This window comes from Sulfitobacter indolifex, assembly GCF_022788655.1.
Lineage (GTDB): Bacteria > Pseudomonadota > Alphaproteobacteria > Rhodobacterales > Rhodobacteraceae > Sulfitobacter > Sulfitobacter indolifex.
This window is the reverse complement of sequence record NZ_CP084956.1, coordinates 53,328-74,486: the sequence shown is the minus strand read 5'-3', so window position 1 is coordinate 74,486 and position 21,159 is coordinate 53,328. Positions and strand designations below refer to the sequence as shown.

The window sequence follows — 21,159 nt, the reverse complement described above, 5'->3', positions numbered from 1 at the left end:
GGTCGACCCCAAATTTTCCGTGTAGAATTCGCCCTCTACCACCTCCCTGTGGGCGATACCCTGGCGGTACCGGAACCTCTCTCCGGTGCCGCCCTTTCCTGAAAGAACAATTGAACGGCCCATAATGTTTGCGAGACGGATCATCACGTGACCTGCGTTTCGGCAGGCATTCCATTCCGGCGATCTCGCGCCATCCCAAGATTTCTTCTCTGCACTTCCGAATGTAACATATATCGCGTGGCGATATTTCGCGCATCGTGTCCGTTTCAACGGCATGAACTTGCGGGACCGTGTAGCACTAAACATCCAGGAATTGAGACGCGCCCGCAGCCTCAGCCAGGAGGAGCTTGCTCATCGGGCCGATGTGAGTCGCGGCCATATGGGCAAGCTCGAGAACGCCAAGTTCGCGGCCTCCCTCGACCTTCTCGAACGTATCGCCAAAGCACTGAACGTAGATCCAGCAGAGCTCTTCACAAAACGCTAGCCAGTTTTTGCCAGCCCCTGATGCGTCCTGGAGCGGAACGTCTCAAGAGGTAGTCAAATGGAGTGCAGAGAGTTCGATGGGTAAGAAGAAGACAGGCTGGCCCTTCCAGAACGGGTTTCTGAACGACGGTGCGCAGGAGATTCACCTGTTCACCGATTACCGTTGGAATGATGGCTCGGTGAGCCGCCGCTGGCATGTCGATCCAGAACGCTTTGATGCTTGTCTGGTCGAGCTTCGCCCAGTTTCCCTGAAGGCATCAGACCGTTCGGATCAGTAGGAGAACCACTCCGAGTGGCCCATGTTGCCCTCGTAGTCGCCGTATTCAACCATGATACTGCGCAAATAGAAGTACGAGGAACCTCCGCCGGTCGGATAGGCGATCTCCTGACCGCCTTCCGATACGAATGCCTCGGGCCAGGGCGTGTGGGATCGGTAGACCCGCTGGATGTACCGGCAGGTGCGGTTCTCTCGGTCGCAGGAACGGAGAGACCAGTCCCAATACTGTTCACCTCCCCTTTCTCTATAGGCTTGACCGGTGAACCAGATCACATGGGTGCGGTTCAGCCATTCGTATTCGGGCAGAGTGGTGTCGAGCTCGCCCTCCCCGCCGGGCCCGCCCAGCTCGACCGGCACATGTGCGAAGGTGCAGACCCCGAAGGGCGGCAGGCTCGGCCAGGGCGTGATGCGGCGGATCATAGTGCGATAGGCCCGTGCACAGACTGCGCTCGGGGGGAAGCCGCCAGCCATGCAGAGCATGATGGCGCAGTCGATGTCATAGGCCTGCGCCTTCCCCGGGGCTCCGAACACCGCCATCACCCCCATCGCCGCTGCCATCGCCTGTCGCTTCATGTCGCTCTCCCGCAAAAGTTGCGCAGACTATCGCGCAATATGTAATTTTCTGCAATATGTCGTATTGACTCCATATGACTTTATGGCCTTAGTGTCGTGCAGTAGAAGGGCTCTCGTGGGGAGAGTCCGAACATGCCGATAGCGCGCAACCAGATCCTGATCACCATCGATGGTGTCAAAGACCTGTCCGAACAGGGCATCGCGTTCCGCTGCCGGTATGAACTCGTGGGGTTCACGGACGATGGCAAGCCGCGCTACCAGTGCATCTACCTGCGCGAGGGTGAGCCGGAAGCCATTCTGGTCTCGACCCGGATCACCCCGCACGGGCCTGAGCCGCGGTATTTCAACATATGGCCAGGGCTCTTCAAACATCATCTCGAGTTCGGTGACGGGCGCGATCTGCGCTTTGGTCCTGACTACAGCATCACCCTCGAGGAGCGCGGCTGACGTTATCGCCTTCGGCCGCGACGGCACAGCCCGGACTTCGGGCTGGACCTTTCACGGTGAGCGCCCTGCCTGGGCTGGTTTGGAACATAGCGCTGAAGCCGAGGTCGTTCTGGCCTCGTTGGACGCCACGCCGCCTTCCAGTCGCGACGACACCCTCTCCCTGATCCGCACGACTGCCGTCCGCCACCAGGGGAACCGTGCCCTGCGGCAGGTCAGCCTTGATGCGGACGACTGGCAAATTCTGTTCCGCGCCCTGGTCGAGGCTGAAAGCAGCTACAACCCGACCGCCGTCAGCCCGAAGGATGCCTATGGTCTTGGCCAGCTGATGCCGGATACTGCCCGTGCGCTCGGCGTCGATCCGCGCGATCCCTCCCAGAACCTCGACGGCGCGGCGCGGTATCTGCTCGCACAACTCGGAACGTTCAAGGACATCGACTTGGCGCTCGCGGCCTACAATGCCGGACCGCACCGGGTGGTCGAGTATTCCGGCATCCCGCCTTTCATCGAGACCCGCGACTACATCGCGCGCATCCACCGGATCCGGTCCCGACTTGCGGGTACACCTGTTTCCGCGCCGGACATCCGCGTCGCAGACCGGGTTCCAGCCCGCGCGCCGGTCCTCATCGATCTTCAGTAAAACAAGGGAACTTCGCATGCTTCGACATCGCCTCAGCCGCCTCTTGCCTGCCACCACAACCTTGGCGGCTCTCGCAAGCCCTGCCTTCGCGCAGGACTTGTCGCCGATCCAGACCATGCTGGAAACCGTCGAGGCCGCGCTGACCGGTCCGATTGGGATCGCGGTTGCCACACTCGCCGTCATCGGCACTGGTTTCATGTGCATGATGGGGCGGCTGAACTGGGGCTGGTTCGCCTCGGTCATCATCGGGATCGTGCTGATCTTCTCGGCCGGCACCATCGTCGACGGCTTCTCCTGAGGTTGGAGAATAGAGTTGGCAGAACGATCCCCCCTTTTTCTGGGCCTCGCCCGACCGCCCAAGTATCTGGGCCTCCCTGTCGGATACCTCGTGGTGCTGGCGACCGGGGTCGTTCTGCCGTTCATCTGGACCAAGTCCATGGTCTTCTTCCTGATCGGCCTCGTCGCCTATCCGATCCTCTGGTTCGTCGCCGACCGCGAGCCGCATTTCTTCGAGGTCCTGCGCGTTTCCTACGGCTCGGTGCGCCCGACGAAGAACCGCGCCCTGCATGGAGGCGACAGCTTTGGCGCTTGATGCGGGCACACTTTCCACTCACGGAACCGCTCTGCTTCAGGCTGGCGGCGGGGAGTTCGCGCGGGAGAGCTATCTCGCTGATCACCTGCCGTATTTCGCGCTTGCCGATGACGATGTGATGGTGCTGCGCGAGGGCGATCTGATGGCGACCCTGCGCCTTGATGGTCTGAACCCGATGACCAGCGAAGACGCACGGCTCGATGCGCTCAAGCGCGCGGTTGCCGCCATCGTCGCCCAGACCGGCAATGCCTTCGGCTTTTACATCCACCGCATCTCCGTGCCACAGGATCTGGGGATGCGCCCCATCGAGGGCGACAGCTTCGCCGCCGCGATAGATGCCCGCTGGCAGGCCCATGTGAAAGACCTGCGCCCGGCCAAGCGCCAACTCTATCTCAGCGTGATCCGGCGCCCCGATATCTCCGCGCGCATTCCATTCCTTCGGACGCTGGCCCGCAAAGCCTGGGTCAAGGACCGCGCGACGCGCCTGCAGGAGCTGAACGAGGTCATGGGCTTTTTCGAGGTGGCTCTGTCTTCGGCCAACCCTGTGCGCCTGACCCGCACGGGTGGTGAATGGCTGGGCTATCTAAACACGCTGAACGCGGGCAGCTTCTCCCCCATAGCCTTCGGACAAAGCGCTCTGCCTCTTTCACATATTTTGAGCAATTGCCGCGCGACCTTCGACGGCGACGTCGTCACCCTGACCGACGCCGTGACTGGGCGGGTCAAATACGGCGCGCTCTTTTCGATGAAGACCTACCCGGCATTGACCGATGTGACGCTGCTCGACGCGCTCGACCTGCCGCTCGACATCGTGCTCACGAACTCCTTCAGCCCGATCCCGAACAACATCATGGCCGAACGCATCCAGCGCATCATCCGCCAGATGCAGGCCTCCGACGATGCGGCCGTCTCCCTGCGCGAACAATTGGGCCAGGCTGCCGACGACCAGGAGGCAGGACGCATCGCCTTCGGGGACCATCACCTCTCCATCGCGGTCTACGCGCCGGACCGCGACACGCTCGAACGGGCCGCCGCCCAGATCAAACGCGTGGGTCAGGAGATCATGTCCGTCATCGTGCGCGAGAACATGGCGCTGAAAGCCACCTACTTCGCACAATCCCCCGGCAATTTCGGCTACCGCGCTCGCAAGACGCCGATTTCCTCCATCAATTTCGCCGACTTCGCAGCTCTGCATGGTAGCGTCGAAGGACGCGGTCCTGATCAGTCGCCCTGGGGTCAGACCATTTCGGTCCTGCCCACGGTCGGCACCTCTGGTTATCGCTTCAATTTCCACGAGGCGGGAGCCCCAGGCAAGGAACCGACCGTTGGCCATACGCTGGTTCTGGGGCGCACCGGGACCGGCAAGACGCTCACCACTGCCTTTCTCGCAGCGCAGGCGCAGCGGGTCGGCGCACGGCTTTTCTTCTTCGACAAGGATCGCGGCCTGGAGATGGCCGTGCGCGCCCTCGGCGGGCGCTATAACGAAATCCGGGCTGGCGTGCCGACAGGTCTGAACCCGCTCGCCACCGAAACCGACGAGCGCGGCCGCGCCTGGCTCTCGGACTGGCTTGCGACACTTCTCACACGGAATGGCACGCTCTCGGGCGAGCAATCCCGCCATATCCAAAGCGCGGTCGGCCAGAACGCCGATGCGGGGGCGGCGCTGCAGCGTTTCGCCAGTTTCGAGACCCTGTTCCAGTCACTCGATGATGATGGCGAGCTGCAATCCCGCGTTGCCGAATGGGCCCCCGGCGGGCGCTATGGCTGGGTGTTCGACGAGCCCGAGCGCGGCGCGGGCCTCAAGCTCACGGGCGACATCGTCGGGTTTGATATGACCGAGATCCTCGACATGACGACCGAGCGCATGGCGGTACTCTCCTACATCTTCCGCCAGATCGAACGCGTGGTCGAAGACCGCCGTCCCACCATCATCGTGCTCGACGAAGCGTGGAAGCTCTTGGACGATCCGTATTTCGGGGCGCGGCTGGAAAACTGGCTGGTGACGCTTCGCAAGATGAACTGCGTCGTCATCATGATGACGCAGTATCCGAGCCAGTTGCGCGACAGCCGCGTCGGCAAAACCATCGTCGAGACGGTGCCGACGCAGATCCTCTTCCCGAACGATCGCGCCACCGTCTCCGATTACGATTTTCTCCGCGTCAACGCCAAGGAGGCTGCCCTTCTCGTGCAGCCGACCATCGGCCAGCGCATCGCGCTTATCCGCTCGGCGGGCGACAGCGTCTTCGTCGATGCCGATCTCTCCGCACTTGGCGACCTCCTTCCCATCCTTGGCGGCGGCGCCACTGGCGAGGCCCGCGTGCCTGCCGATTGGCGCGCCAATCCCGATTTCTGGAGACATGTGATATGAGTTCGAAACCCCTCCTCGCGCTTTGCGCCGCCGCGAGCCTTCTTTCCGCTTGCGAGAAATACACCGAGAAAACCTCGCCCTGTTTCGGACGCAATGGCGAGCCGCAAGTGACGCGGTCCGCCCTGTCCTTCTCGACCATGGGCGCACCGGTGCAGGAGACGGCCAAGCCTGACTGCACCTTCGAGCCCCTGCCCCGTTCGGAATGAGCCGCGCCGCGATCATATCCGCCGGGCTCTGCCTCGGCCTCAGCGCCCTGCCTGCGCATGCCCAGGGCGTGCCGACACAGGACAATTCCGCGATCGGTCGCGCCATCGCCCGGGTGAGGGCATTGGCCGAGGATCTAAGCGTCCAGCAGGACAAGGATCGGACCGAGTCCACGCTGGCGGATGTGCAGGCCGACCAGCTGCGCGTCCTCGAGGAAATGACCGCTGCCATTACCGGGCCTGGCTTCGACATCCGTGCGCTCGAGGGCAATGCGGATTTCGGGGTGGCGGCGGTCTATCCCAATACCGATCCAAGCCCGATGAACAGCCGCCTCTTCGGCGAGGGCCGCGAGACGGTCGAGATGATGATCGTCGAGGTCGCCGGCGAGTTCGCAGGCGCGCCCGGTGTGGCCCGCGCCGGTCTCTCGGCCACCCAGTGGCGCTGCCTCTTCCAGGCTCTGATTAAACAGGAGAGTCGCTTCAACGTCGCCGCTGAAAGCCCGGTCGGGGCTTATGGCCTGACCCAGCTCATGCCTGGCACCGCCTCCGATCTCGGCGTCGACCGCTATGACGTGAAAGACAACCTCCGCGGCGGCGCGCGCTATATCACCACCCAGCTCAACCGCTTCGGCAACATACCCCATGCGCTCGCGGCCTATAACGCGGGGCCGGGTCGGGTCATCGAATACGGGGGCGTGCCGCCCTTTGCCGAGACCCAAGGCTATGTGCGCAACATCTCGAAATTCTACAACGAATACCTCGCTGTGGTGGGCGGTGCCGACGCGCTTGGCACGCTCTCGCCCTCGGATTTTGCGCTCGCCGAATATGCCAGCATCTCCGAGGCGGGCGTCTATTACGCCGCCGACAGTTCGGCAACGACCGAGCAAGTGATCAACCGCCTCCGCGCGATCATCCTGCAGATCGATGCGCAACCCAATGCCAAGGCGGCCTGGGAACTCAACACCTACGCCAAGGCCGAGATTGGCCGCATCCTCAACCTTCGCGTCCGGCTGATGGCCGCCAACCAGCAGCGCGAGGCGGTCTATGCGCAGCACCTCGTCGCAGACCGGTTGGCGGAGCGCGACTTCATGCAGATGGGAGTTCCCGAATGAGACAGCTTCTCCTGACCGTGGCCGCGGTCGCCACACTCGGGTTTACCTCGCCCGCAACGGCCCAGGGCGTCCCAACCTTTGATGGCTCGCAGCTTGGTCAACTCGTGGCGCAGCTCGAACACATGGCCGAGGACCTGAATGTCCAGATGCAGCAGCTCGCCACAATGCGGCTGGAACTGGAAACCCAGCTCTCGCAGCTCACGAACCTCGAGGCGCAACTGACCTCGCTCATTGAAGGCAGCGGGCTCGGAGAACTCTTCGCCACGGTCGAAGAATTCCGAGCGCTGCGCGGCAAGCTGGTGGCGCCCCTCAATACCGCACAATCGCTGGCAAGCGGCGATTTTCTCAGCGGCTTCAATCCGGGTGCAGAACTCTCGGCCTCGGTCGAACGGGTGCTTTCGGGCAGCGGGTTTACTTCGGAACGCCTGAGCACGCTTTCTGGCTCGGATGAGCCCGCCGATAACCGCATCGCCGCTTCCGCCGGGGCCAGCGCCATGCTCTCCGTCGCGGCACAGGAAAGCCACGAAGAAGCGGGCCAAAGCCTTGAGCGGCTCGAGACCATGGTCGGGCTCATCGACGATCAGGACGGGCTGAAGGCTGCCGTCGATCTCAACACCCGCGTCACCGCCGAGCTTGGCATCATCCTGACCCAGATTTGGCGGCTGGAAGCGGCGCAAGGCGTGAGTGCCGGCCAGCTTGGCGTTGTCGATGCCGCGACCCTCGCGGATGAGCGCAAGTTCCGCTCGATGGCGGTGGATCCATGAGGCAAACCATGACCCGCAGCTTGGCTCCAGGCCGGGCGCTCGGTCTCGCCGCCCTTGTCTTGAGCATCCTGCACAATGCTGCGTCGGCCCAGACCCCGAGCACGAACCCTTCCGGCGACACGCCCTTCAACTCGATGGCCATCGCGCGGGATCAAACGGATGAATGTCGTGTTCCGAAACCCCCTACCGATCTGGCCGAAACCGCCTATCTGCGCAATGGCTACCGCGCGATCTTGCGCATCCTGATTGCCGAAGAGGCGCTCGCTTCGGAAACCTGCACCTGCCTGCTGGATCAGTTCGCCTGGGATCAGGCGCTTGCCGCCCTGCCCCGGTTCCAGACCTCGGACAACCCGCGCCTGCCCTTCAACGTGCTCGAGCTCTACGCCAAGGCGGACGCGCTCGAGGCGCAAGTTGTGGAGGCCTGTGCGGAGTAAATGGGGGTCATTCGCGACATCCTTGGCCAAGTCGACGCCGCGGTGAACACCGTGGCGCAGGACGGCTTTATCTCCTCGGCGGCCTCGGTCGGTAATGTCATCTCGGCGGGCGCGACGCTCCTTGTCGTGCTCCTCGGGATCAACGCGGTCATGCAGCTCCGCCCCCTGCCCTTCGGAACCGGGTTTGCCTTCGGGATGAAAGTGGCCCTGGTCGGGATCTTCGCGCAGAGTTGGGATAATTTCAGCGTCATCTATGACATCGTCACGCGCGTGCCCGACTCCGTGGGCGCCTCGATCCTGGCGCTTACCGGCTCGGGCGACGAGGCAGGGGTCTATGAGAGCCTCGACAATATGGTCGCCCGCATCACCGCCTATGGCGATACGATCGGCGACCGCGCGGGCTGGGTCTTCGGCGCGGTTCTGGGTGCCATCTTCTTCGTCCTCTCCGCCGTCTTCGCCGCCGTCACCGCAGGGATCATCGCCTTCGCCCGCATCGTCTTCGCGCTGATGATCGTCATCGCCCCCTTCATGATCGTGACCTCGCTGTTCAAACCGACCCAGTCCCTCTTCGAGGCCTGGACCCGCGCCACCATTGGCTACGCGCTCATGCCGGTCGCCGCAGCAGGCGCCGCGGGCATCATCGTCGCCATCGCCGAAGCGATCGGGGACGCCTCCGCCGATCCGGGCGATGTCGAAACCGTCAGCCTGATCCTGCCCTTCCTCGTCATTCTGATCCTCAGCGCCGGGATCATGGCCTCGGTGCCCTACATCGCCTCCAATCTCACCGGTGTCGTCGGCATCGCGTCCAATGCCGTCGGTCTCACGGGCCTTGCGCGCCAGGGGTTCGTGAACACACGGGAGTATGGCGCGGGCGCAACCTCGCGCCTCGTCACCGGCAAGTCCCCGCATGAGCTGAACCAGATGGCCAATGCGGGTGTGGTGAAGACCGGCGAGCTGATCCGGCAAAGCCCCGGCGCGCTTCTCTCCGCCGCCAAGGCCTTCCGCAAACCCTGATGTGAAAGACGACGACTTTGAAGAAGCTTGTGACCAGTTCCTCCGCGCCTGACCGCGACGCTTTCGAGGCGGATTTCATCTACGGGCCAAGACGGCGTGAGCGTTTCGCCTGGTTCGTTGCGGCGGCAGGCGTGCTGGTTGGTGTTGCCGGCATGGTCGCGGGCGCGAGCCTCTTTCCACTCAAATCGACCGAGACCTTCGTCGTCGTGGTCGACAAGGAAACCGGAGAGATGGACCGGGTCGCCGCCGTACAGGCGCTGACGCTTTCCGAGAGCGACGCCATCATCCAGGCCAATCTCGTGGCCTATGTCGATGATCGGGAAACCTATGACCTGACCGATGGCGAGCAGCGTATCAACTCGGTGCTCAACCGTTCCGATGGCGATGCCGCCCGCACGCTGCGCGATCTCTGGTCCTCGACCAACGAAGACTACCCGATCACCGTCTATGGCCGCGACGCCAAGATCGAGGTGGTGATCAAGTCCGTGAACCAGATCGAGCGCGGCGTGGCCCAGGTCCGCTTCACCCGCACGCTGCGCCGTCCCCGCGACACCCGCACCGTCACCCGGTCCTATGTCGCTACCGTTGGTTATGACTTCCAACCTGAAACCCGCCAGCGCCTTCAGGACGTCTGGGCCAACCCCTTGGGCTTCGTGGTGACCTCCTACCGCGTCGACGCCGAGACTCTGGAGAACTGACCAAGATGAAATCTCTGCCCGCGCTTTTCCTGGCGCTTGCCCTTCCTGTTGCCGCAAACGCCGAGGCCACGCCGCAAGGCGGCCCGCTCGACATCCGCATCCGCACCGCCGTCTATAGTGAAAACCAGGTCTATCGGATCGAAACCGATCTGAGGCATTCGACCACGATCCATTTCGGGGCGGGCGAGCGCTTCGAGGCCGTGATCGTCGGCGACACCGAAAGCTTCCAGGTCGATCCGATCCCAGAGCTTGGCAATGTGCTGACCATCAAACCGCATGTGGCCAATGCCTCCACCAACATGACGGTGATCACCAACCGACGCACCTATTCCTTCCACCTGCGCGAAGGCTCGATCCCGAACCGCACCGGCATGTTCTTCGAAGTCCGCTTCCGCTACCCCGATGAGGAACGTCGAGCGACGGCGGCTACCCAGCCCAAAGGCTTTGAGGCGCCCCGCAACTACAACTACCGCGTCTCGGGCGAAGGTGATTTCCGCCCCAGCCATATCTATGACGACGGGCGCTATACCTACTTCGTCATCCCGGAAAACGGTCGCCAGCCCGCCCTCTTCAAGGCCGATGACCAGGGCCGTGAGCGCACGGTCAACTGGACCCAGCAAGGCAACACGGTCCGGGTGCTTGGGGTGAACACCTACTGGTCGCTGCGTATCGGCGATGAGGCGATCTGCGCCTGGCGCGACGAGAGCGCCATCTACGTGAGCAACTGACCATGGCCGAACAAACCCCTCCCGACCTTCAGGACCGTCTCGACCAGTTCAGCCAGCGCGGCAAGTCCAAGCCCCGCGGAAACAGCCTCGGGGTCGGCGCGCTCGCGGCCGCCCTCGCCCTTGGCGGGGCCGGGGTCGCGTATTTTCTGGCCACCGGTCTGCAGGAAGGTGACAGTGCGCTTGAGACCTCCGATGTCGAGACCTTTCAGGACCGCCGCCCCGGCTCCGGCGGGCGGCTGAAGTTTCCGCCCGACGAGACCGAGCAACGGGTCAATGACGCACTGATCGCCGTCGAGGAAGCGCTCGACGTGCCCGCCGCCCCTGCCCCGGAACCGAGCGCCGAGGTGCTGGCCGAAATCGCCAAGCTCCGCGAAGCCCTCGCCGCCAGCCAGGCTGCCCGCAACTCGGAAATCCAATCCGCTGTCGCGGACCTGCGCGAGGCCTTCGACGAGCAAAAGGCCGCGCTCGAAGCAACGCTCGCCGCAAAGGAAACCGAGCTGGCAAACCTCCAACGCCAGACCGAGACTCGCATCGAGGGGCTGCAGGCCATGCTCGATGCCGAACGGGCGCAGCGCGAGGGGCTTGAGGCCGAGCTCGATCGCGAAGGGGTGATCGCCGATCAGCGCCTTCTCGAACAACGCCGGCGTCAGGAAGAGGAGCAGCGTCTGCGCGAGGCCGAACGCATCGCCGAGGAGCTTCTGACTGCCCAGATCAAATCCCCCGCCGTGGTCTATGCGGACGGTCCACGTGGTGGTGCGAGTGGCGCGGCGGTGGCCGATCCTGCCGCCGCTGGCGCAAGTGGACCGGCCCTCTCGGGCAACGAGCAGTTCTTGCAGAGTGCGCGACCGCTCGAGGTGCAGGAGGCCGCCCGCCTCATCCATCCCGAACGCACGCTGACCCAAGGATCCGTCATCCAGGCGGCGCTGCAAACCGCTATTAACAGCGATCTGCCCGGCTCCGTTGTCGCGGTGGTCTCCGAGCCGGTGCTGGCGTTTTCCGGAGACCGGATCCTGATCCCCCGGGGCTCCCGCCTTTTTGGCCAATACCGCTCCGGGATCGAAATGCACCAGAAGCGCATCCTGATCCTTTGGACCCGCGTCCTGACCCCGGACGGCACCTCGATGGAAATCGCCGCTGTGGGCGGCGACCAGCTTGGCCGCTCGGGCCTCACTGGTCTCGTCGACACCAAGTTTGCCGAGCGCTTCGGCGGGGCGGCGCTGATTTCCGTGATCGGGGCGGCGCCTGCCGTGGCGGCGGAGAGTGCCAACAACGAGACGACAAGCATTGTCCTGGGCGATGTCAGCAGCGACCTGCAGGACGCTGTCGGGTCGGTCATCGCCGATCAGGTCTCGATCGCGCCGACGATCTATGTCGATCAGGGCGCCTCGGTCACCGTGCTCGTGGACCGGGATGTGGTGATCTACGGGGGTTCCGGTTCACAATGAAAAAGAAGCATCAGGTTTCGCGTTCGAGCCGCAGGCGAGAGGCAGCGAAACCAGGTTCAATATTACCGGAATCACCGAATTGATGGATCAGGCCTCGCCAGCCTCATACCTCGAGCGTTATCTCGACCCGTTCCGCGATCTCCTGCGGCGTGACGACGTGGTCGAGATCGCGATCAACCCCGACGGCAAGGTCTGGCTCGAGGTCGCGGGGGATGCCAGCATGCGCCACGAAGGTCAGACCGTGGATCGGACCACAGCCCTCAACATGGCCCAGACCATCGTCGGCGATGCCAAGGCCCGCGTCTCTGAAAAGAACCCCCTCGTCTCCGGCAAGGTGGAATATGCGGGCCGCCCGCTTCGGGTCCAGGTCGCCGTGCCGCCCGCCATCGATCGCGGTGCCTCGATCACCATTCGCCTCTTCGCCTCTGGCAGCATTAGGGACTACGCCCCGGCTTATCTCTTCGGCAAGGCCGTCTCGCTCGACGCCCTCCGCGCGGAGAAGATGAAAAACATCGCCAGTCTAGCGGAGGAGAACCTTGAGGCCGCGCTGCAGACTCTGGTCGAGGCGCGGCTCAACGTCCTGATCAGCGGCGGCACCTCGACCGGGAAGACCACGTTCGCCCGCCACCTCCTGACCCATGTGAGCGAGCACGAGCGGCTGATCACCATCGAAGACGCTTTTGAGCTCTTCCCCGGCCAGCCCAACACCGTCGCCCTCCTTGCCGACCGCGGTGCCGGTTCGCAACGCAGCGCCAACGCTCTCCTTCAAGCCTCCCTCCGTATGCGACCTGACCGGATCATCGTCGGCGAGCTGCGCGGTGCCGAGGCCCTGACCTACCTCGAGGCCATCAACACCGGCCATGGCGGGTCGGTTTCCACCATCCACGCGGAAACCGCAGAACTCGCAATCGATCGACTGGCGATCATGGTGCTGCAGGCCGGCACACCACTGACCTTTGCCGAGGTTCGGGAATACATCCGGAAATCCATCGATGTGATCGTCCAGCTCGGGCGGGCCGAGGGGAAGCGGGGGATTACGGAGTTCTATCTGCCGGGGTCGAGAAAACTACCGACATAGACGGCGCGATGCAGCCGTTTGCAACGCTGAACTGAACTTCCGCAAGGCGAAGTGTAGCGTTCACGCCAAAAGGAGACAGCTGACGTATTATCAACGGGCAGCGGTGACACTCCGGACCTTGGGGCGTTGAAGGAGTATCGCACAATTTCTTTGACCGCAGCGCGAAGAAAAACCTAACTATTTGAATTACGTATGATACTCTCTATGCGAGCAGCAGCGGGGTCGGCACAACCACCCTAAAACGAAAGGAGGCGACCACTGACTCAAGTACTTCCAGAAGATTTGGTTAATATAGTTTCGGGCGATCCAGAAGAGTTGGGTGTTCATCTCCAGCTTGTTAAACGGGACGTGCTCTTGAAAGATTGCGTGGCCCGTCTCCACTGTCATTGCCTGACTGTGGATGGGAACGGACGCGTCAAGCCGGAGCGTCTTGCGGAATTTATGCGCAACTCAATTATCGATTATGCCGTCCCGAAATCGCGGTTGGATGATGCGCGGGCGCGGGACGCCAGATTCAAGTCCGGAAGCGCGGTTGCAGCCCTGCACCACGAGGCAATCGGCACTTTTACGGACCTTGCCAATACTGGCGAAGGCGGCGAGATGCTGCTCTTCCTACTCGCAGAGCGCTTTCTCAAGGTTCCTCAGGTGCTCTGTAAGATGGACCTTAAGACCGACTCTCACATGCACTATCATGGTGCGGACGGCGTCTATGCTTCCGTAAACGAAAACGGCCTTCTCAAACTTTTCTGGGGCGAGTCAAAGGTGTATGGCGACCCTACAGCGGCCATAAGAGATTGCCTTTCATCACTTGCCCCTTTCCTCGTGGAGACGGACCACGAAGGCGCTGATCGCGAGCGGGATCTCGTGCTCCTCAGCGACAAAGCCGATCTCAGTGATCCGGAACTTACGGCCGCATTCCGGAAATATTTCGACCGAACCTCACCGCTATCGAACAGGGTCGAATATTGCGGGATCGCGCTTATCGCCTTCGATGCGGATTTCTATCCGAAAGATGATGCAAAAGGCATCGGGGAGGACATCCTGAAGGCGGCGAATGACGAAATGGAAAAATGGGTGAAGAATGTAAAGAACAGACTATCGGTGGAGAAACTCGACAAATTCGACATTCAGTTTTTCTGTGTGCCAGTGCCTTCGGCGGATGGGTTTCGCGCATCGTTCCTTAAGGCGCTGGGTATTAAGAAATGAAAGATACCGAACTCTTTGATTGGCTGTCGGGTGAGGCGCTTCGTGATGATATTATCAGGTTGACTCAGATCACAGTGGCGACTGAGATAACAAATCTGGACGCAATCCATGAATCCGCTGACCCAAAGAAGAGCTTTGACTGGCAGCAGCTTCTTTTGGCCGGAAGCCTTTTGGCCAGATCAACCGAACGAACGCATCAGGAGGCGGCGCTGCGGATCGCAACCGCTGCCGTCACACTCGAAACTTCGCCGGAAGTGCGGGATGCGGGGGCTGTCCTCCTCGAAAAGCTGTCCAATCGCAGGTCCGTCGAGCTGGCAATACTGCGAAACCGGATCGCTCCCGATCTTGAGGGCAGACTGGGCGTGTCGATGCGCCTTGAAGCCAACAGAAGACGTTTCGAGGACTCGATACTCCTTGAATCGAGCGGAAAATGGATAGGCGTCAACGATTTTCAGAAAGAACTATGGGCGGGCGCCTCTTCCGGCGCCGGCTGGCTTTCAGCGTCCGCGCCAACCGCGTCCGAAAAACTTACCTCGTTTTGCAGTGGCTGCTCGATCACGTTCGCACGAGCAAGACAAAGATCGCCGTTTACCTTGCCCCAACCCGGGCTTTGGTGAGTGAGATTGAACTCAGTCTGAAGGAGCTATGTCAGTCGGACACCGGCATCGAGATCACGTCGCTACCGCTGACGGAAGTTTATTTCTCATCTACGACGGGAGACAAGAAAGCCGTCTTCGTATTCACGCAGGAGCGTTTGCACCTGCTTGTCAATCTTCTCGGGGAGGACTTCAGTGTAGACCTTCTCATTGTTGATGAAGCGCACAAGATCGGAGACAATCAGCGTGGTGTAATACTGCAGGATGCAATCGAGCGGGTGTCTCGGCAGAACCCGATGATGAAGGTCGTGTTTGTAAGTCCTTCGACACAAAATCCCGGAGAACTGCTTGAGGATGCGCCGAACGATATGCCGAAAACGTCGGTCAATACCGATATGCCAACCGTTCTGCAGAACGTGATCCTAGCCGAGCAAGTGCCTCGGAAGCCCAAGGAGTGGTCGCTGGACCTTGTCTGGGGCGATTCACCCATACCACTGGGCACGCTTAAACTGTCAAACAAGCCTGCGGGCCTGAAAAAAAGGCTGGCGTTTATCGCAGCGGCGGCAGGCGGTCGCGGCGGCACACTGGTTTACTGCAACGGCGCGGCTGAAGCGGAGGACGTCGCGCTCCTTATCAGCCAGTTGGAAGGCTCGGAGAAGACAGATGATCAGGAATTGCTGGACCTGGCTGATCTGGCCCGCAAAGGGGTCCACCGTAATTATCAGCTCGCGCCGCTGGTCGAACGTGGTGTCGCTTTTCACTATGGAAACATGCCCTCTCTCATCCGCACCGAGGTTGAGAGGCTGTTCCGCGACGGCAAGATAAGATTTCTTGCCTGCACCTCGACGCTGATTGAAGGAGTAAATCTCTCTTGCAGGACCATCGTTGTGCGCGGTCCCCGGAAGGGCCGTGGGAACCCGATGGAGCCGCACGACTTCTGGAACCTCGCGGGACGGGCCGGTCGCTGGGGAAACGAATTCCAAGGCAATATTATCTGTATCGATCCAAAGGATGAAAAAGCATGGCCCGTCGGCGTGCCGAAGCGCTCACGCTACCCGATCAAGAGAGAAACTGACGTCGTTATATCTTCCACCGATGAACTGGCTGCGTATCTTGAGAACAGAAACATCGACTCTTTGGCCGATCTTGCGCAAGGCGAAGAATTCGAACAGGTCGGGGCTTACCTCCTCAATACATATATTCGTCTTGGTACGCTTTCCGATGCCGCATTTGCGAAACGGCATTCTCCAGATGCGCTCCGGAAACTCGATAGAAGCCTCGAAGGTATTTCGGCGCTGATCAATATTACGCAGGATGTTCTAGTAAGACATCCAGGCGTCAGCGCGGTGGGCCTGCAGCGTTTGCTGGAAGCTTTTCGAAAGTACGAAGGCAATATCGAAAATCTGCTGCTCGCGCCTTCGGAAAGCGTCGATGCGTACGACAGGTACGTCACCGTCATGCGACGGATTAACGCAAATTTGTATCCTGTCTTCCTGCCAGACAGTCTCATTCCCCTGCACGCGCTCGTGGTTGTCGAGTGGCTGAAAGGATTGTCTTTGGCTGCAATTATCAGGAAGCGTATAGAGTATCAGCAACGAAACAACAGATCGTTCAAGCTTCCAGTGCTCATTCGCGAAACGATGAGCATGGTGGAAGAGACAGCAAGATTCAAGGCACCGAAGTATATTTCCGCCTATATGGATGTCCTCCGCCTGTTCTTGACTGAAGCCGAGCGCGAGGACCTGATTGATGAAGACTTTGACATCGGGATAGCGCTTGAGTTTGGCGTCTCCAGCATCACGCTTCTCTCATTAATGGAACTAGGGCTTTCCCGCATGTCTGCGGTGGCCTTGTATGAGAAGATTGCGCGCGACGATCTGGACAAGGAAGGTTGCCTGGCCTGGATTAATCAGCATGGCCCGAATTTCGCCGGGATGGACCTGCCTAACCTTATCGTCAGGGAAACGCTGCAGGTATCGGGCCTTGATGATCCGGAAGCGGGCCACGAATTCAGCGAATAGAGTAGAGAGGAAGCGATTATGCCCGCAAAGCCAGTAGAGATCGGATCGCTCTCATTCGCGAGGAAAGGAGACGCAAACGACTTTTTTAGGGATATGCTGTACAAATATGAACTGGGTGACAAGGTAACCAATGAAGACGCCGAAATACTAACGCATCTCATGCATATGCATCCCGAAGCCGCCGAAAAGATCGGCCCGGGAATTGAAAGCTTCAGTGTAAGAACGGCGGATTACGGAACGCGCTGCTTCTGGGTCAACCGCGTCGATGGAACGACAGAAAAATTCTCCTTTCGAGCGTGTTACTGATCATCAACACAGAGCTGCCATCGGCTATCGCTCATTAATTGGCTCGTATTCGAGTTTATGCTCTTCCTGGTGTGCGGTGACCTGCCACTGGGCTCTGATCCAGCCATGACTGGTGCCCGGTTGGTCTTAAGCTGCCTACGGATTCTGGACCGCCGAAAGGTGGAGGATCCGGTTGCCGAAAACAAACGCGAAATACATGCTATGCGAAATCTTCTTCTCTAAAATTCAATCTTAGTTCTGCGCCACGGCTGCCCTATACCCTCGCTGCTTTTTGCTAGCATGGAGCTTCATGAGCGCCGTGACAGCCTTGCCCTCGTCATCATGAAATTCGATCATCATCTGCCCTCGAAACCCGATACGGCCCCATTCCCGCACGAGGCATGCGCCGCCAAACAGGTCTGGTTGAACACTCATTCTATAGAAGCGCCGCATGTTGATAGACAGGTCGACCCGCTTGAGATCGACTGTCGTCGGGAACACTTCCATTTGCTGCATCGTATCCAACATATTGGGCAATCCCTTCTCATGTGTCACAATATCAGGTAGACATATGTGTTTCCACTATGTTCTAATTTTTCCCGACTCGGGCGAAACATTTCCGCTGCACTCTCTCCTAGCTTGGCAGAACTGCTGCAGGTTTAGGATTTTGACTGTACTTCGTGTTCTTGAATAGGGCGACAAATGGTAAAGAACATCTGCATATTCTCGGACGGAACCGGCCAGATGGGTGGCGCCAGGCCAGACCAACGGCTGTCGAATGTTTACAAGATGTATCGAGCCATGCGTCCCGGCCCAGATTCACCAATTAGCCCTAAGGACCAAGTGGCTTTTTACGACCCGGGCTTGGGAACAGGAGAACGCGGTGGGTTTTTCGGTCGGATCAAGCCCATCCTGGAAAGCGCCGTCGGAACTGGCATCGACCACAACATAATCGATTGCTACGAGCAGATCATCGCCCATTACGAGCCCGGCGACCGTGTGTTGCTGTTTGGGTTCTCGCGCGGGGCCTACACAGTAAGAGCACTTGCAAACGTTATGAACCTCTGCGGTGTCCCGACGCAGATGCCAGATGGTTCGCCGGTCCCGCGTTACGGCCCCGGATTGCGCAAGATCGCCAAGGACGCTGTAAAATTCGTGTATAATCACGGTGCTGGAAAACCGCGCGGACAAGATCCTTACTTCAAGAACCGTGAAGAACTCGGCAAGCGATTTCGCAAGAAGTATTCGAGCTTTCCGCTCGTAGGCGAAGAAAATCAGGGAAACGTTCAGCCAACATTCATCGGGGTCTTCGACACGGTGGCATCACTGCGAACGGCAGTTGTCCGCACCTTGGTCTGGGGCGTCACGTTCGGGGTCGGGGCGGCTTTGGCCGCAGGCGTTGCACTCGGATGGTCTTGGCTTTTGGTTGTTCCGCTTGGCGTACTTCTAGTCGCGCTTCTTTGGCAGCTAGGTTCCCTGTTGCTCGACAACTTCAAGTATTTCTCGGACGATCCCGAGCGCAAACTGAAGCTCTGGCGCCCAACCGATTGGCCGCAGATTCTCAAGACGGGTCATTTCGCGGCTTGGAACAAGCGCAACTACGACAAGTGGCTGGATCCCGATGTCCAACACGCCCGTCACGCCATGGCGATCGACGAAGACCGTGCTGACTTTCCAAGGGTTGGATGGGCATCGAAGGCGGCCGCGATTGAGACCAAAGATCGAGAGCCGAAGTGGTTGAAGCAGGTCTGGTTCCCGGGCTGTCATAGCGACATCGGTGGAAGCTATCCTGAGGCAGAGTCCCGCCTGAGCGATATCGCCCTCGATTGGATGGTCGACGAATTGAAAGACTGCGTGCCGTCGATCCAGATCAACGAGAACGTCTTGAACCGCGCCCCTGACCCTCTGGGTTTGCAGCACCGCGAAGACGCGATGGTAGCATTTGGCCCCCTCCGCATCCGCTGGAAGAAGGGAATTCGCGCAGTTGGCGACGACTTCCCGCTCCATCCTTCAGTCGAAGAGCGCATGCGAGCCAAGGCCGTCGCCCAGTGTGGCGAGGTCAAACCCTACCGACCTGCCCAATTGAAAGAGCGACGCGACTTGAAATTCTACTACGACGAATAGGGGACTAGTCGACGGCGCTCACCCTCCCAACAATTCCTCGATGAAGTCCTCCTGCCGGTCGAGCGCCGCCTTCCAATCCTTCGGCACGGCGGCTTCCCTTTCGAGCGTCTCGGGCTCGGGCTGCCCGCGTCCGGCCTCAATCGGCATCACGCTCCTGCGCGACATCGCCGCCTTGCGTGACGAAGGCTTTGTCATCCATTCCGAAAGCGGGCGCGGCGGTGGCGTGCAGCTTGACCCCCAGTCCATGCAAACAACCGCCCGCCTCTCTGTGGCCGAAGTCTTCGCGCTGCTGATCAGCGTGGCCGCCGTGCGCGCCGCCCAGAACCTGCCCTTCTCCGATCTCGCAGATGCAGGCCTCGCCAAGATCGAGCGCGCCCTGCCGTCTGACAAAGTGCGCGATCTGCGCCGCTTCCTCGCCTGCCTGCACATCGGCCAACTCTCGCCCAAACAGGACCTGTCTGACCTGGGCACAATCGACCCCGCCCTGCTGCCCGCTTTTGAAAAAGCCTTTCTGGCGCGCCAGCACCTCCGCTTTGAGTATCGGGATGCCAAAGGCGCGCGCAGCCTGCGCAATGTCGAGCCGCAGGCCATGCTCATCTTGCAACCGCTCTGGTATCTTGTCGCATGGGATCCGGCGCGCGAAGATTTCCGGCACTTCCGCATGGATCGCATCACAGGCCCTGAGCTTGTCAGCGGCCCGCCCTTCCGGCGCAGGCATGTGCCCTTTGAAAAAGATGTTTGTCCCTACAACGACCTGCCGCGCTGACCCCCAAAACCGCGCCACCCTCAGGCGCGCACACATCACGCTCAACATCAGAGGCTTTCGCAATGAAGGAGCGGCCGCCCCACAAGCATGCCCGGCACTCAAGACTGCGTTCCGCGCAAAGGGCAAACCGCAGAAACCACGAATTCGCTGCGTCCGCACCAAAGGCCCGCGGTGCGGTACTTTGTGAGCTTTCGCTGCGTTTGTGCCAATGGTTGCTTTAGCAGGCGTCGTCGACTCAGGGACCTACGCTGAGCGGCTTATGTCCAGTGCGTCCAGAATAGCCCTGCCAAGCTCTTCGACTGACACGTCTTCCGGCAAGACCGTATCTTCTTGGCCGCGAATACCCTCCCAATGGCCATGTCCGCGATAGCGCGTTGGCTTGATTGCGATCTTGCCGTCCCGCAATGTTAACGAAACATGGCCCGCACCGTTAAACAGCGCTTTCAAAGTCTTGACACCAGCGCGCGCCTTGTCTGCTTCCTCCCACGCCTTGAATTCTTCCTTTGTCGGAATCCGGATGACGTCGTCCCACTCTGGATGTTTTGGCGTGATGAACCGGCTGGCCAAAAGGGCGGCCCGCGCGTGGCCAGCGATTTCGAGCGCAGTTAGGTCTGGCGGTAGATACTCATGATATCCCTTGGGGTCCAAATGCGCGCTACCATACACCGCTTGTGAGGCGATTTCCGTGAATTTGCGATAGCTCGTAACAAAGGCACTTTTGCGTTCTTTGGGAGGCTTGGAGCGCTTTTTTCGCTCCGCCGCTTCAGCACGCCGTTTCGCAATCCATTCTTCTGTGGTCAGGACTTTTTTCATCGGATACGGCTCACTTCTACGTCGATCCCCAAACTCTCAGCGTAGTCTATCGCACGTTGAATTTGAGTAAACTGTTCCGGGGTGGTTCCGTCGGGCACGGCAAGTTCCAGGCGTTTGATGTCGATTTCGTCCGCGCTGATTTCAATGCCCTTCTTGTTGTCGTACTCGAAGTGGTCAATTTGGTCGATGTAACGCTTCAAAGCACCAAAAATACGACTGGGCCGGTCCACATATCCCGGCGCGCGGGTTTCGAGCGTCTTTGCGCTTGTGGCAAGGCCTCGATCTTCGTCGAAGAAATCGAACGTCTTGAAGTTGTCGGGCGTGCGCTCTCCCAAACCGCCCAATCGTTCCAGGTGATCCTACCACGGTCCACCCTGCTCCCTGATCGGCCCGCCCCAGGTGAGGCCGGAGTTTTCGATGACGTCCCAGTCAGGATCAGAGGGCAAGCGGCGCGCCTCTGCCGCCTCATGCAGAAGCGCGTCGCGCATGTCGTCC

27 protein-coding genes are annotated in these 21,159 nt (G+C 60.5%); 22 read left to right on the top strand and 5 right to left on the bottom strand.

Features of this window, described 5'->3' with window-relative positions:
* The first annotated feature begins 274 nt into the window (after positions 1–274).
* Both DSM14862_RS20955 and DSM14862_RS20950 read left to right on the top strand, forming a co-directional pair.
* Positions 275–484: a helix-turn-helix domain-containing protein gene (locus tag DSM14862_RS20955; RefSeq protein WP_007120600.1), complete on the top strand. Its 210-nt coding sequence runs from the start codon at positions 275–277 to the stop codon at positions 482–484.
* A 76-nt stretch (positions 485–560) separates the two neighbouring features.
* Positions 561–761: a hypothetical protein gene (locus DSM14862_RS20950; RefSeq protein WP_007120601.1), complete on the top strand. Its 201-nt coding sequence runs from the start codon at positions 561–563 to the stop codon at positions 759–761.
* Here the strand turns inward: DSM14862_RS20950 and DSM14862_RS20945 are convergent.
* A complete protein-coding gene (locus tag DSM14862_RS20945) occupies positions 755–1,333 on the bottom strand; it encodes a hypothetical protein (RefSeq protein ID WP_007120602.1) in 579 nt (192 codons plus the stop codon). The genes DSM14862_RS20950 and DSM14862_RS20945 overlap by 7 nt on opposite strands.
* Before the next feature lie 132 nt (positions 1,334–1,465).
* On the opposite strand from DSM14862_RS20945, the gene DSM14862_RS20940 reads away from it, so the two are divergent.
* The 18 genes from DSM14862_RS20940 to DSM14862_RS20860 all read left to right on the top strand — a co-directional run bounded on the left by DSM14862_RS20940 (position 1,466) and on the right by DSM14862_RS20860 (position 16,982).
* On the top strand, positions 1,466–1,780 hold the full coding sequence (locus DSM14862_RS20940) for a hypothetical protein (RefSeq protein ID WP_007120603.1): 315 nt from the start codon (positions 1,466–1,468) through the stop codon (positions 1,778–1,780).
* Positions 1,781–1,859: 79 nt separating this feature from the next.
* Complete coding sequence (locus DSM14862_RS20935; protein WP_007120604.1) at positions 1,860–2,417, top strand: lytic transglycosylase domain-containing protein; 558 nt, start codon at positions 1,860–1,862, stop codon at positions 2,415–2,417.
* Positions 2,418–2,433: 16 nt separating this feature from the next.
* A complete protein-coding gene (locus DSM14862_RS20930; RefSeq protein WP_007120605.1) occupies positions 2,434–2,715 on the top strand; it encodes a TrbC/VirB2 family protein in 282 nt (93 codons plus the stop codon).
* Positions 2,716–2,730: 15 nt separating this feature from the next.
* On the top strand, positions 2,731–3,009 hold the full coding sequence (locus tag DSM14862_RS20925; RefSeq protein ID WP_038070148.1) for a type IV secretion system protein VirB3: 279 nt from the start codon (positions 2,731–2,733) through the stop codon (positions 3,007–3,009).
* On the top strand, positions 2,984–5,377 hold the full coding sequence (locus DSM14862_RS20920) for a VirB4 family type IV secretion/conjugal transfer ATPase (RefSeq protein WP_007120607.1): 2,394 nt from the start codon (positions 2,984–2,986) through the stop codon (positions 5,375–5,377). Before DSM14862_RS20925 ends, DSM14862_RS20920 begins: the two co-directional genes overlap by 26 nt.
* Positions 5,374–5,583, top strand: a complete 210-nt coding sequence (locus DSM14862_RS20915) for a hypothetical protein (RefSeq protein WP_007120608.1) — start codon at positions 5,374–5,376, stop codon at positions 5,581–5,583. Before DSM14862_RS20920 ends, DSM14862_RS20915 begins: the two co-directional genes overlap by 4 nt.
* Positions 5,580–6,692 carry a lytic transglycosylase domain-containing protein gene (locus DSM14862_RS20910; RefSeq protein ID WP_007120609.1) on the top strand — a complete coding sequence of 371 codons (1,113 nt, stop codon included), beginning with the start codon at positions 5,580–5,582 and terminating at the stop codon, positions 6,690–6,692. Before DSM14862_RS20915 ends, DSM14862_RS20910 begins: the two co-directional genes overlap by 4 nt.
* Positions 6,689–7,456, top strand: coding sequence for a type IV secretion system protein (locus tag DSM14862_RS20905; protein ID WP_007120610.1), 768 nt, complete (start codon positions 6,689–6,691; stop codon positions 7,454–7,456). Before DSM14862_RS20910 ends, DSM14862_RS20905 begins: the two co-directional genes overlap by 4 nt.
* A gap of 8 nt (positions 7,457–7,464) precedes the next feature.
* On the top strand, positions 7,465–7,890 hold the full coding sequence (locus DSM14862_RS20900; RefSeq protein ID WP_007120611.1) for a hypothetical protein: 426 nt from the start codon (positions 7,465–7,467) through the stop codon (positions 7,888–7,890).
* Positions 7,891–8,904 carry a type IV secretion system protein gene (locus DSM14862_RS20895; protein ID WP_007120612.1) on the top strand — a complete coding sequence of 338 codons (1,014 nt, stop codon included), beginning with the start codon at positions 7,891–7,893 and terminating at the stop codon, positions 8,902–8,904.
* A gap of 17 nt (positions 8,905–8,921) precedes the next feature.
* Positions 8,922–9,602: a virB8 family protein gene (locus DSM14862_RS20890; protein ID WP_007120613.1), complete on the top strand. Its 681-nt coding sequence runs from the start codon at positions 8,922–8,924 to the stop codon at positions 9,600–9,602.
* A gap of 5 nt (positions 9,603–9,607) precedes the next feature.
* Positions 9,608–10,330, top strand: coding sequence for a TrbG/VirB9 family P-type conjugative transfer protein (locus DSM14862_RS20885; protein ID WP_007120614.1), 723 nt, complete (start codon positions 9,608–9,610; stop codon positions 10,328–10,330).
* 2 nt (positions 10,331–10,332) lie between these two features.
* The gene (locus DSM14862_RS20880) at positions 10,333–11,775 is read left to right on the top strand and encodes a TrbI/VirB10 family protein (protein WP_007120615.1); all 1,443 of its coding nucleotides are present in this window, start codon (positions 10,333–10,335) and stop codon (positions 11,773–11,775) included.
* An 82-nt stretch (positions 11,776–11,857) separates the two neighbouring features.
* Positions 11,858–12,853, top strand: coding sequence for a P-type DNA transfer ATPase VirB11 (gene virB11, locus DSM14862_RS20875; RefSeq protein ID WP_007120616.1), 996 nt, complete (start codon positions 11,858–11,860; stop codon positions 12,851–12,853).
* A 258-nt stretch (positions 12,854–13,111) separates the two neighbouring features.
* A complete protein-coding gene (locus tag DSM14862_RS20870; RefSeq protein WP_037210173.1) occupies positions 13,112–14,059 on the top strand; it encodes a HamA C-terminal domain-containing protein in 948 nt (315 codons plus the stop codon).
* Positions 14,056–14,676, top strand: coding sequence for a hypothetical protein (locus DSM14862_RS21905; RefSeq protein ID WP_007120618.1), 621 nt, complete (start codon positions 14,056–14,058; stop codon positions 14,674–14,676). The genes DSM14862_RS20870 and DSM14862_RS21905 overlap by 4 nt, the downstream gene beginning before the upstream one ends.
* Positions 14,598–16,676, top strand: a complete 2,079-nt coding sequence (locus DSM14862_RS20865; RefSeq protein WP_208855125.1) for a DEAD/DEAH box helicase — start codon at positions 14,598–14,600, stop codon at positions 16,674–16,676. The genes DSM14862_RS21905 and DSM14862_RS20865 overlap by 79 nt, the downstream gene beginning before the upstream one ends.
* 18 nt (positions 16,677–16,694) lie before the next feature.
* Complete coding sequence (locus DSM14862_RS20860) at positions 16,695–16,982, top strand: DCL family protein (RefSeq protein WP_007120620.1); 288 nt, start codon at positions 16,695–16,697, stop codon at positions 16,980–16,982.
* 231 nt (positions 16,983–17,213) lie between these two features.
* Here DSM14862_RS20860 and DSM14862_RS20855 read toward each other — a convergent pair whose 3' ends face one another.
* Complete coding sequence (locus DSM14862_RS20855) at positions 17,214–17,489, bottom strand: WGR domain-containing protein (RefSeq protein WP_007120621.1); 276 nt, start codon at positions 17,487–17,489, stop codon at positions 17,214–17,216.
* A gap of 174 nt (positions 17,490–17,663) precedes the next feature.
* On the opposite strand from DSM14862_RS20855, the gene DSM14862_RS20850 reads away from it, so the two are divergent.
* Both DSM14862_RS20850 and DSM14862_RS20845 read left to right on the top strand, forming a co-directional pair.
* On the top strand, positions 17,664–19,085 hold the full coding sequence (locus DSM14862_RS20850; protein WP_040701697.1) for a phospholipase effector Tle1 domain-containing protein: 1,422 nt from the start codon (positions 17,664–17,666) through the stop codon (positions 19,083–19,085).
* A 40-nt stretch (positions 19,086–19,125) separates the two neighbouring features.
* Entirely contained in the window at positions 19,126–19,851 is a 726-nt protein-coding gene (locus DSM14862_RS20845) for a helix-turn-helix transcriptional regulator (RefSeq protein WP_243254684.1), read from the top strand.
* Between the two features lie 243 nt (positions 19,852–20,094).
* On the opposite strand, the gene DSM14862_RS20840 is transcribed toward DSM14862_RS20845, so the two are convergent.
* From DSM14862_RS20840 to DSM14862_RS21850, 3 genes are read right to left on the bottom strand one after another with little or no spacing between them, the layout of a single operon-like run.
* Positions 20,095–20,664, bottom strand: a complete 570-nt coding sequence (locus DSM14862_RS20840; RefSeq protein ID WP_007120574.1) for a contact-dependent growth inhibition system immunity protein — start codon at positions 20,662–20,664, stop codon at positions 20,095–20,097.
* The gene (locus DSM14862_RS20835; protein ID WP_040701632.1) at positions 20,661–21,008 is read right to left on the bottom strand and encodes an endonuclease toxin domain-containing protein; all 348 of its coding nucleotides are present in this window, start codon (positions 21,006–21,008) and stop codon (positions 20,661–20,663) included. Before DSM14862_RS20835 ends, DSM14862_RS20840 begins: the two co-directional genes overlap by 4 nt.
* Before the next feature lie 15 nt (positions 21,009–21,023).
* A complete protein-coding gene (locus DSM14862_RS21850) occupies positions 21,024–21,152 on the bottom strand; it encodes a hypothetical protein (RefSeq protein WP_007120576.1) in 129 nt (42 codons plus the stop codon).
* Between the last annotated feature and the right edge of the window lie 7 nt (positions 21,153–21,159).

Coding starts and splice junctions, on each gene's coding strand:
- DSM14862_RS20955 (WP_007120600.1), top strand. CDS start 275: ATGAACTTGCGGGACCGTGTAGCACTAAACATCCAGGAATTGAGACGC.
- DSM14862_RS20950 (WP_007120601.1), top strand. CDS start 561: ATGGGTAAGAAGAAGACAGGCTGGCCCTTCCAGAACGGGTTTCTGAAC.
- DSM14862_RS20945 (WP_007120602.1), bottom strand. CDS start 1,333: ATGAAGCGACAGGCGATGGCAGCGGCGATGGGGGTGATGGCGGTGTTC.
- DSM14862_RS20940 (WP_007120603.1), top strand. CDS start 1,466: ATGCCGATAGCGCGCAACCAGATCCTGATCACCATCGATGGTGTCAAA.
- DSM14862_RS20930 (WP_007120605.1), top strand. CDS start 2,434: ATGCTTCGACATCGCCTCAGCCGCCTCTTGCCTGCCACCACAACCTTG.
- DSM14862_RS20920 (WP_007120607.1), top strand. CDS start 2,984: ATGGAGGCGACAGCTTTGGCGCTTGATGCGGGCACACTTTCCACTCAC.
- DSM14862_RS20915 (WP_007120608.1), top strand. CDS start 5,374: ATGAGTTCGAAACCCCTCCTCGCGCTTTGCGCCGCCGCGAGCCTTCTT.
- DSM14862_RS20910 (WP_007120609.1), top strand. CDS start 5,580: ATGAGCCGCGCCGCGATCATATCCGCCGGGCTCTGCCTCGGCCTCAGC.
- DSM14862_RS20905 (WP_007120610.1), top strand. CDS start 6,689: ATGAGACAGCTTCTCCTGACCGTGGCCGCGGTCGCCACACTCGGGTTT.
- DSM14862_RS20900 (WP_007120611.1), top strand. CDS start 7,465: ATGACCCGCAGCTTGGCTCCAGGCCGGGCGCTCGGTCTCGCCGCCCTT.
- DSM14862_RS20895 (WP_007120612.1), top strand. CDS start 7,891: ATGGGGGTCATTCGCGACATCCTTGGCCAAGTCGACGCCGCGGTGAAC.
- DSM14862_RS20885 (WP_007120614.1), top strand. CDS start 9,608: ATGAAATCTCTGCCCGCGCTTTTCCTGGCGCTTGCCCTTCCTGTTGCC.
- DSM14862_RS20880 (WP_007120615.1), top strand. CDS start 10,333: ATGGCCGAACAAACCCCTCCCGACCTTCAGGACCGTCTCGACCAGTTC.
- virB11 (WP_007120616.1), top strand. CDS start 11,858: ATGGATCAGGCCTCGCCAGCCTCATACCTCGAGCGTTATCTCGACCCG.
- DSM14862_RS21905 (WP_007120618.1), top strand. CDS start 14,056: ATGAAAGATACCGAACTCTTTGATTGGCTGTCGGGTGAGGCGCTTCGT.
- DSM14862_RS20860 (WP_007120620.1), top strand. CDS start 16,695: ATGCCCGCAAAGCCAGTAGAGATCGGATCGCTCTCATTCGCGAGGAAA.
- DSM14862_RS20855 (WP_007120621.1), bottom strand. CDS start 17,489: ATGTTGGATACGATGCAGCAAATGGAAGTGTTCCCGACGACAGTCGAT.
- DSM14862_RS20850 (WP_040701697.1), top strand. CDS start 17,664: ATGGTAAAGAACATCTGCATATTCTCGGACGGAACCGGCCAGATGGGT.
- DSM14862_RS20845 (WP_243254684.1), top strand. CDS start 19,126: ATGAAGTCCTCCTGCCGGTCGAGCGCCGCCTTCCAATCCTTCGGCACG.
- DSM14862_RS20840 (WP_007120574.1), bottom strand. CDS start 20,664: ATGAAAAAAGTCCTGACCACAGAAGAATGGATTGCGAAACGGCGTGCT.
- DSM14862_RS21850 (WP_007120576.1), bottom strand. CDS start 21,152: ATGCGCGACGCGCTTCTGCATGAGGCGGCAGAGGCGCGCCGCTTGCCC.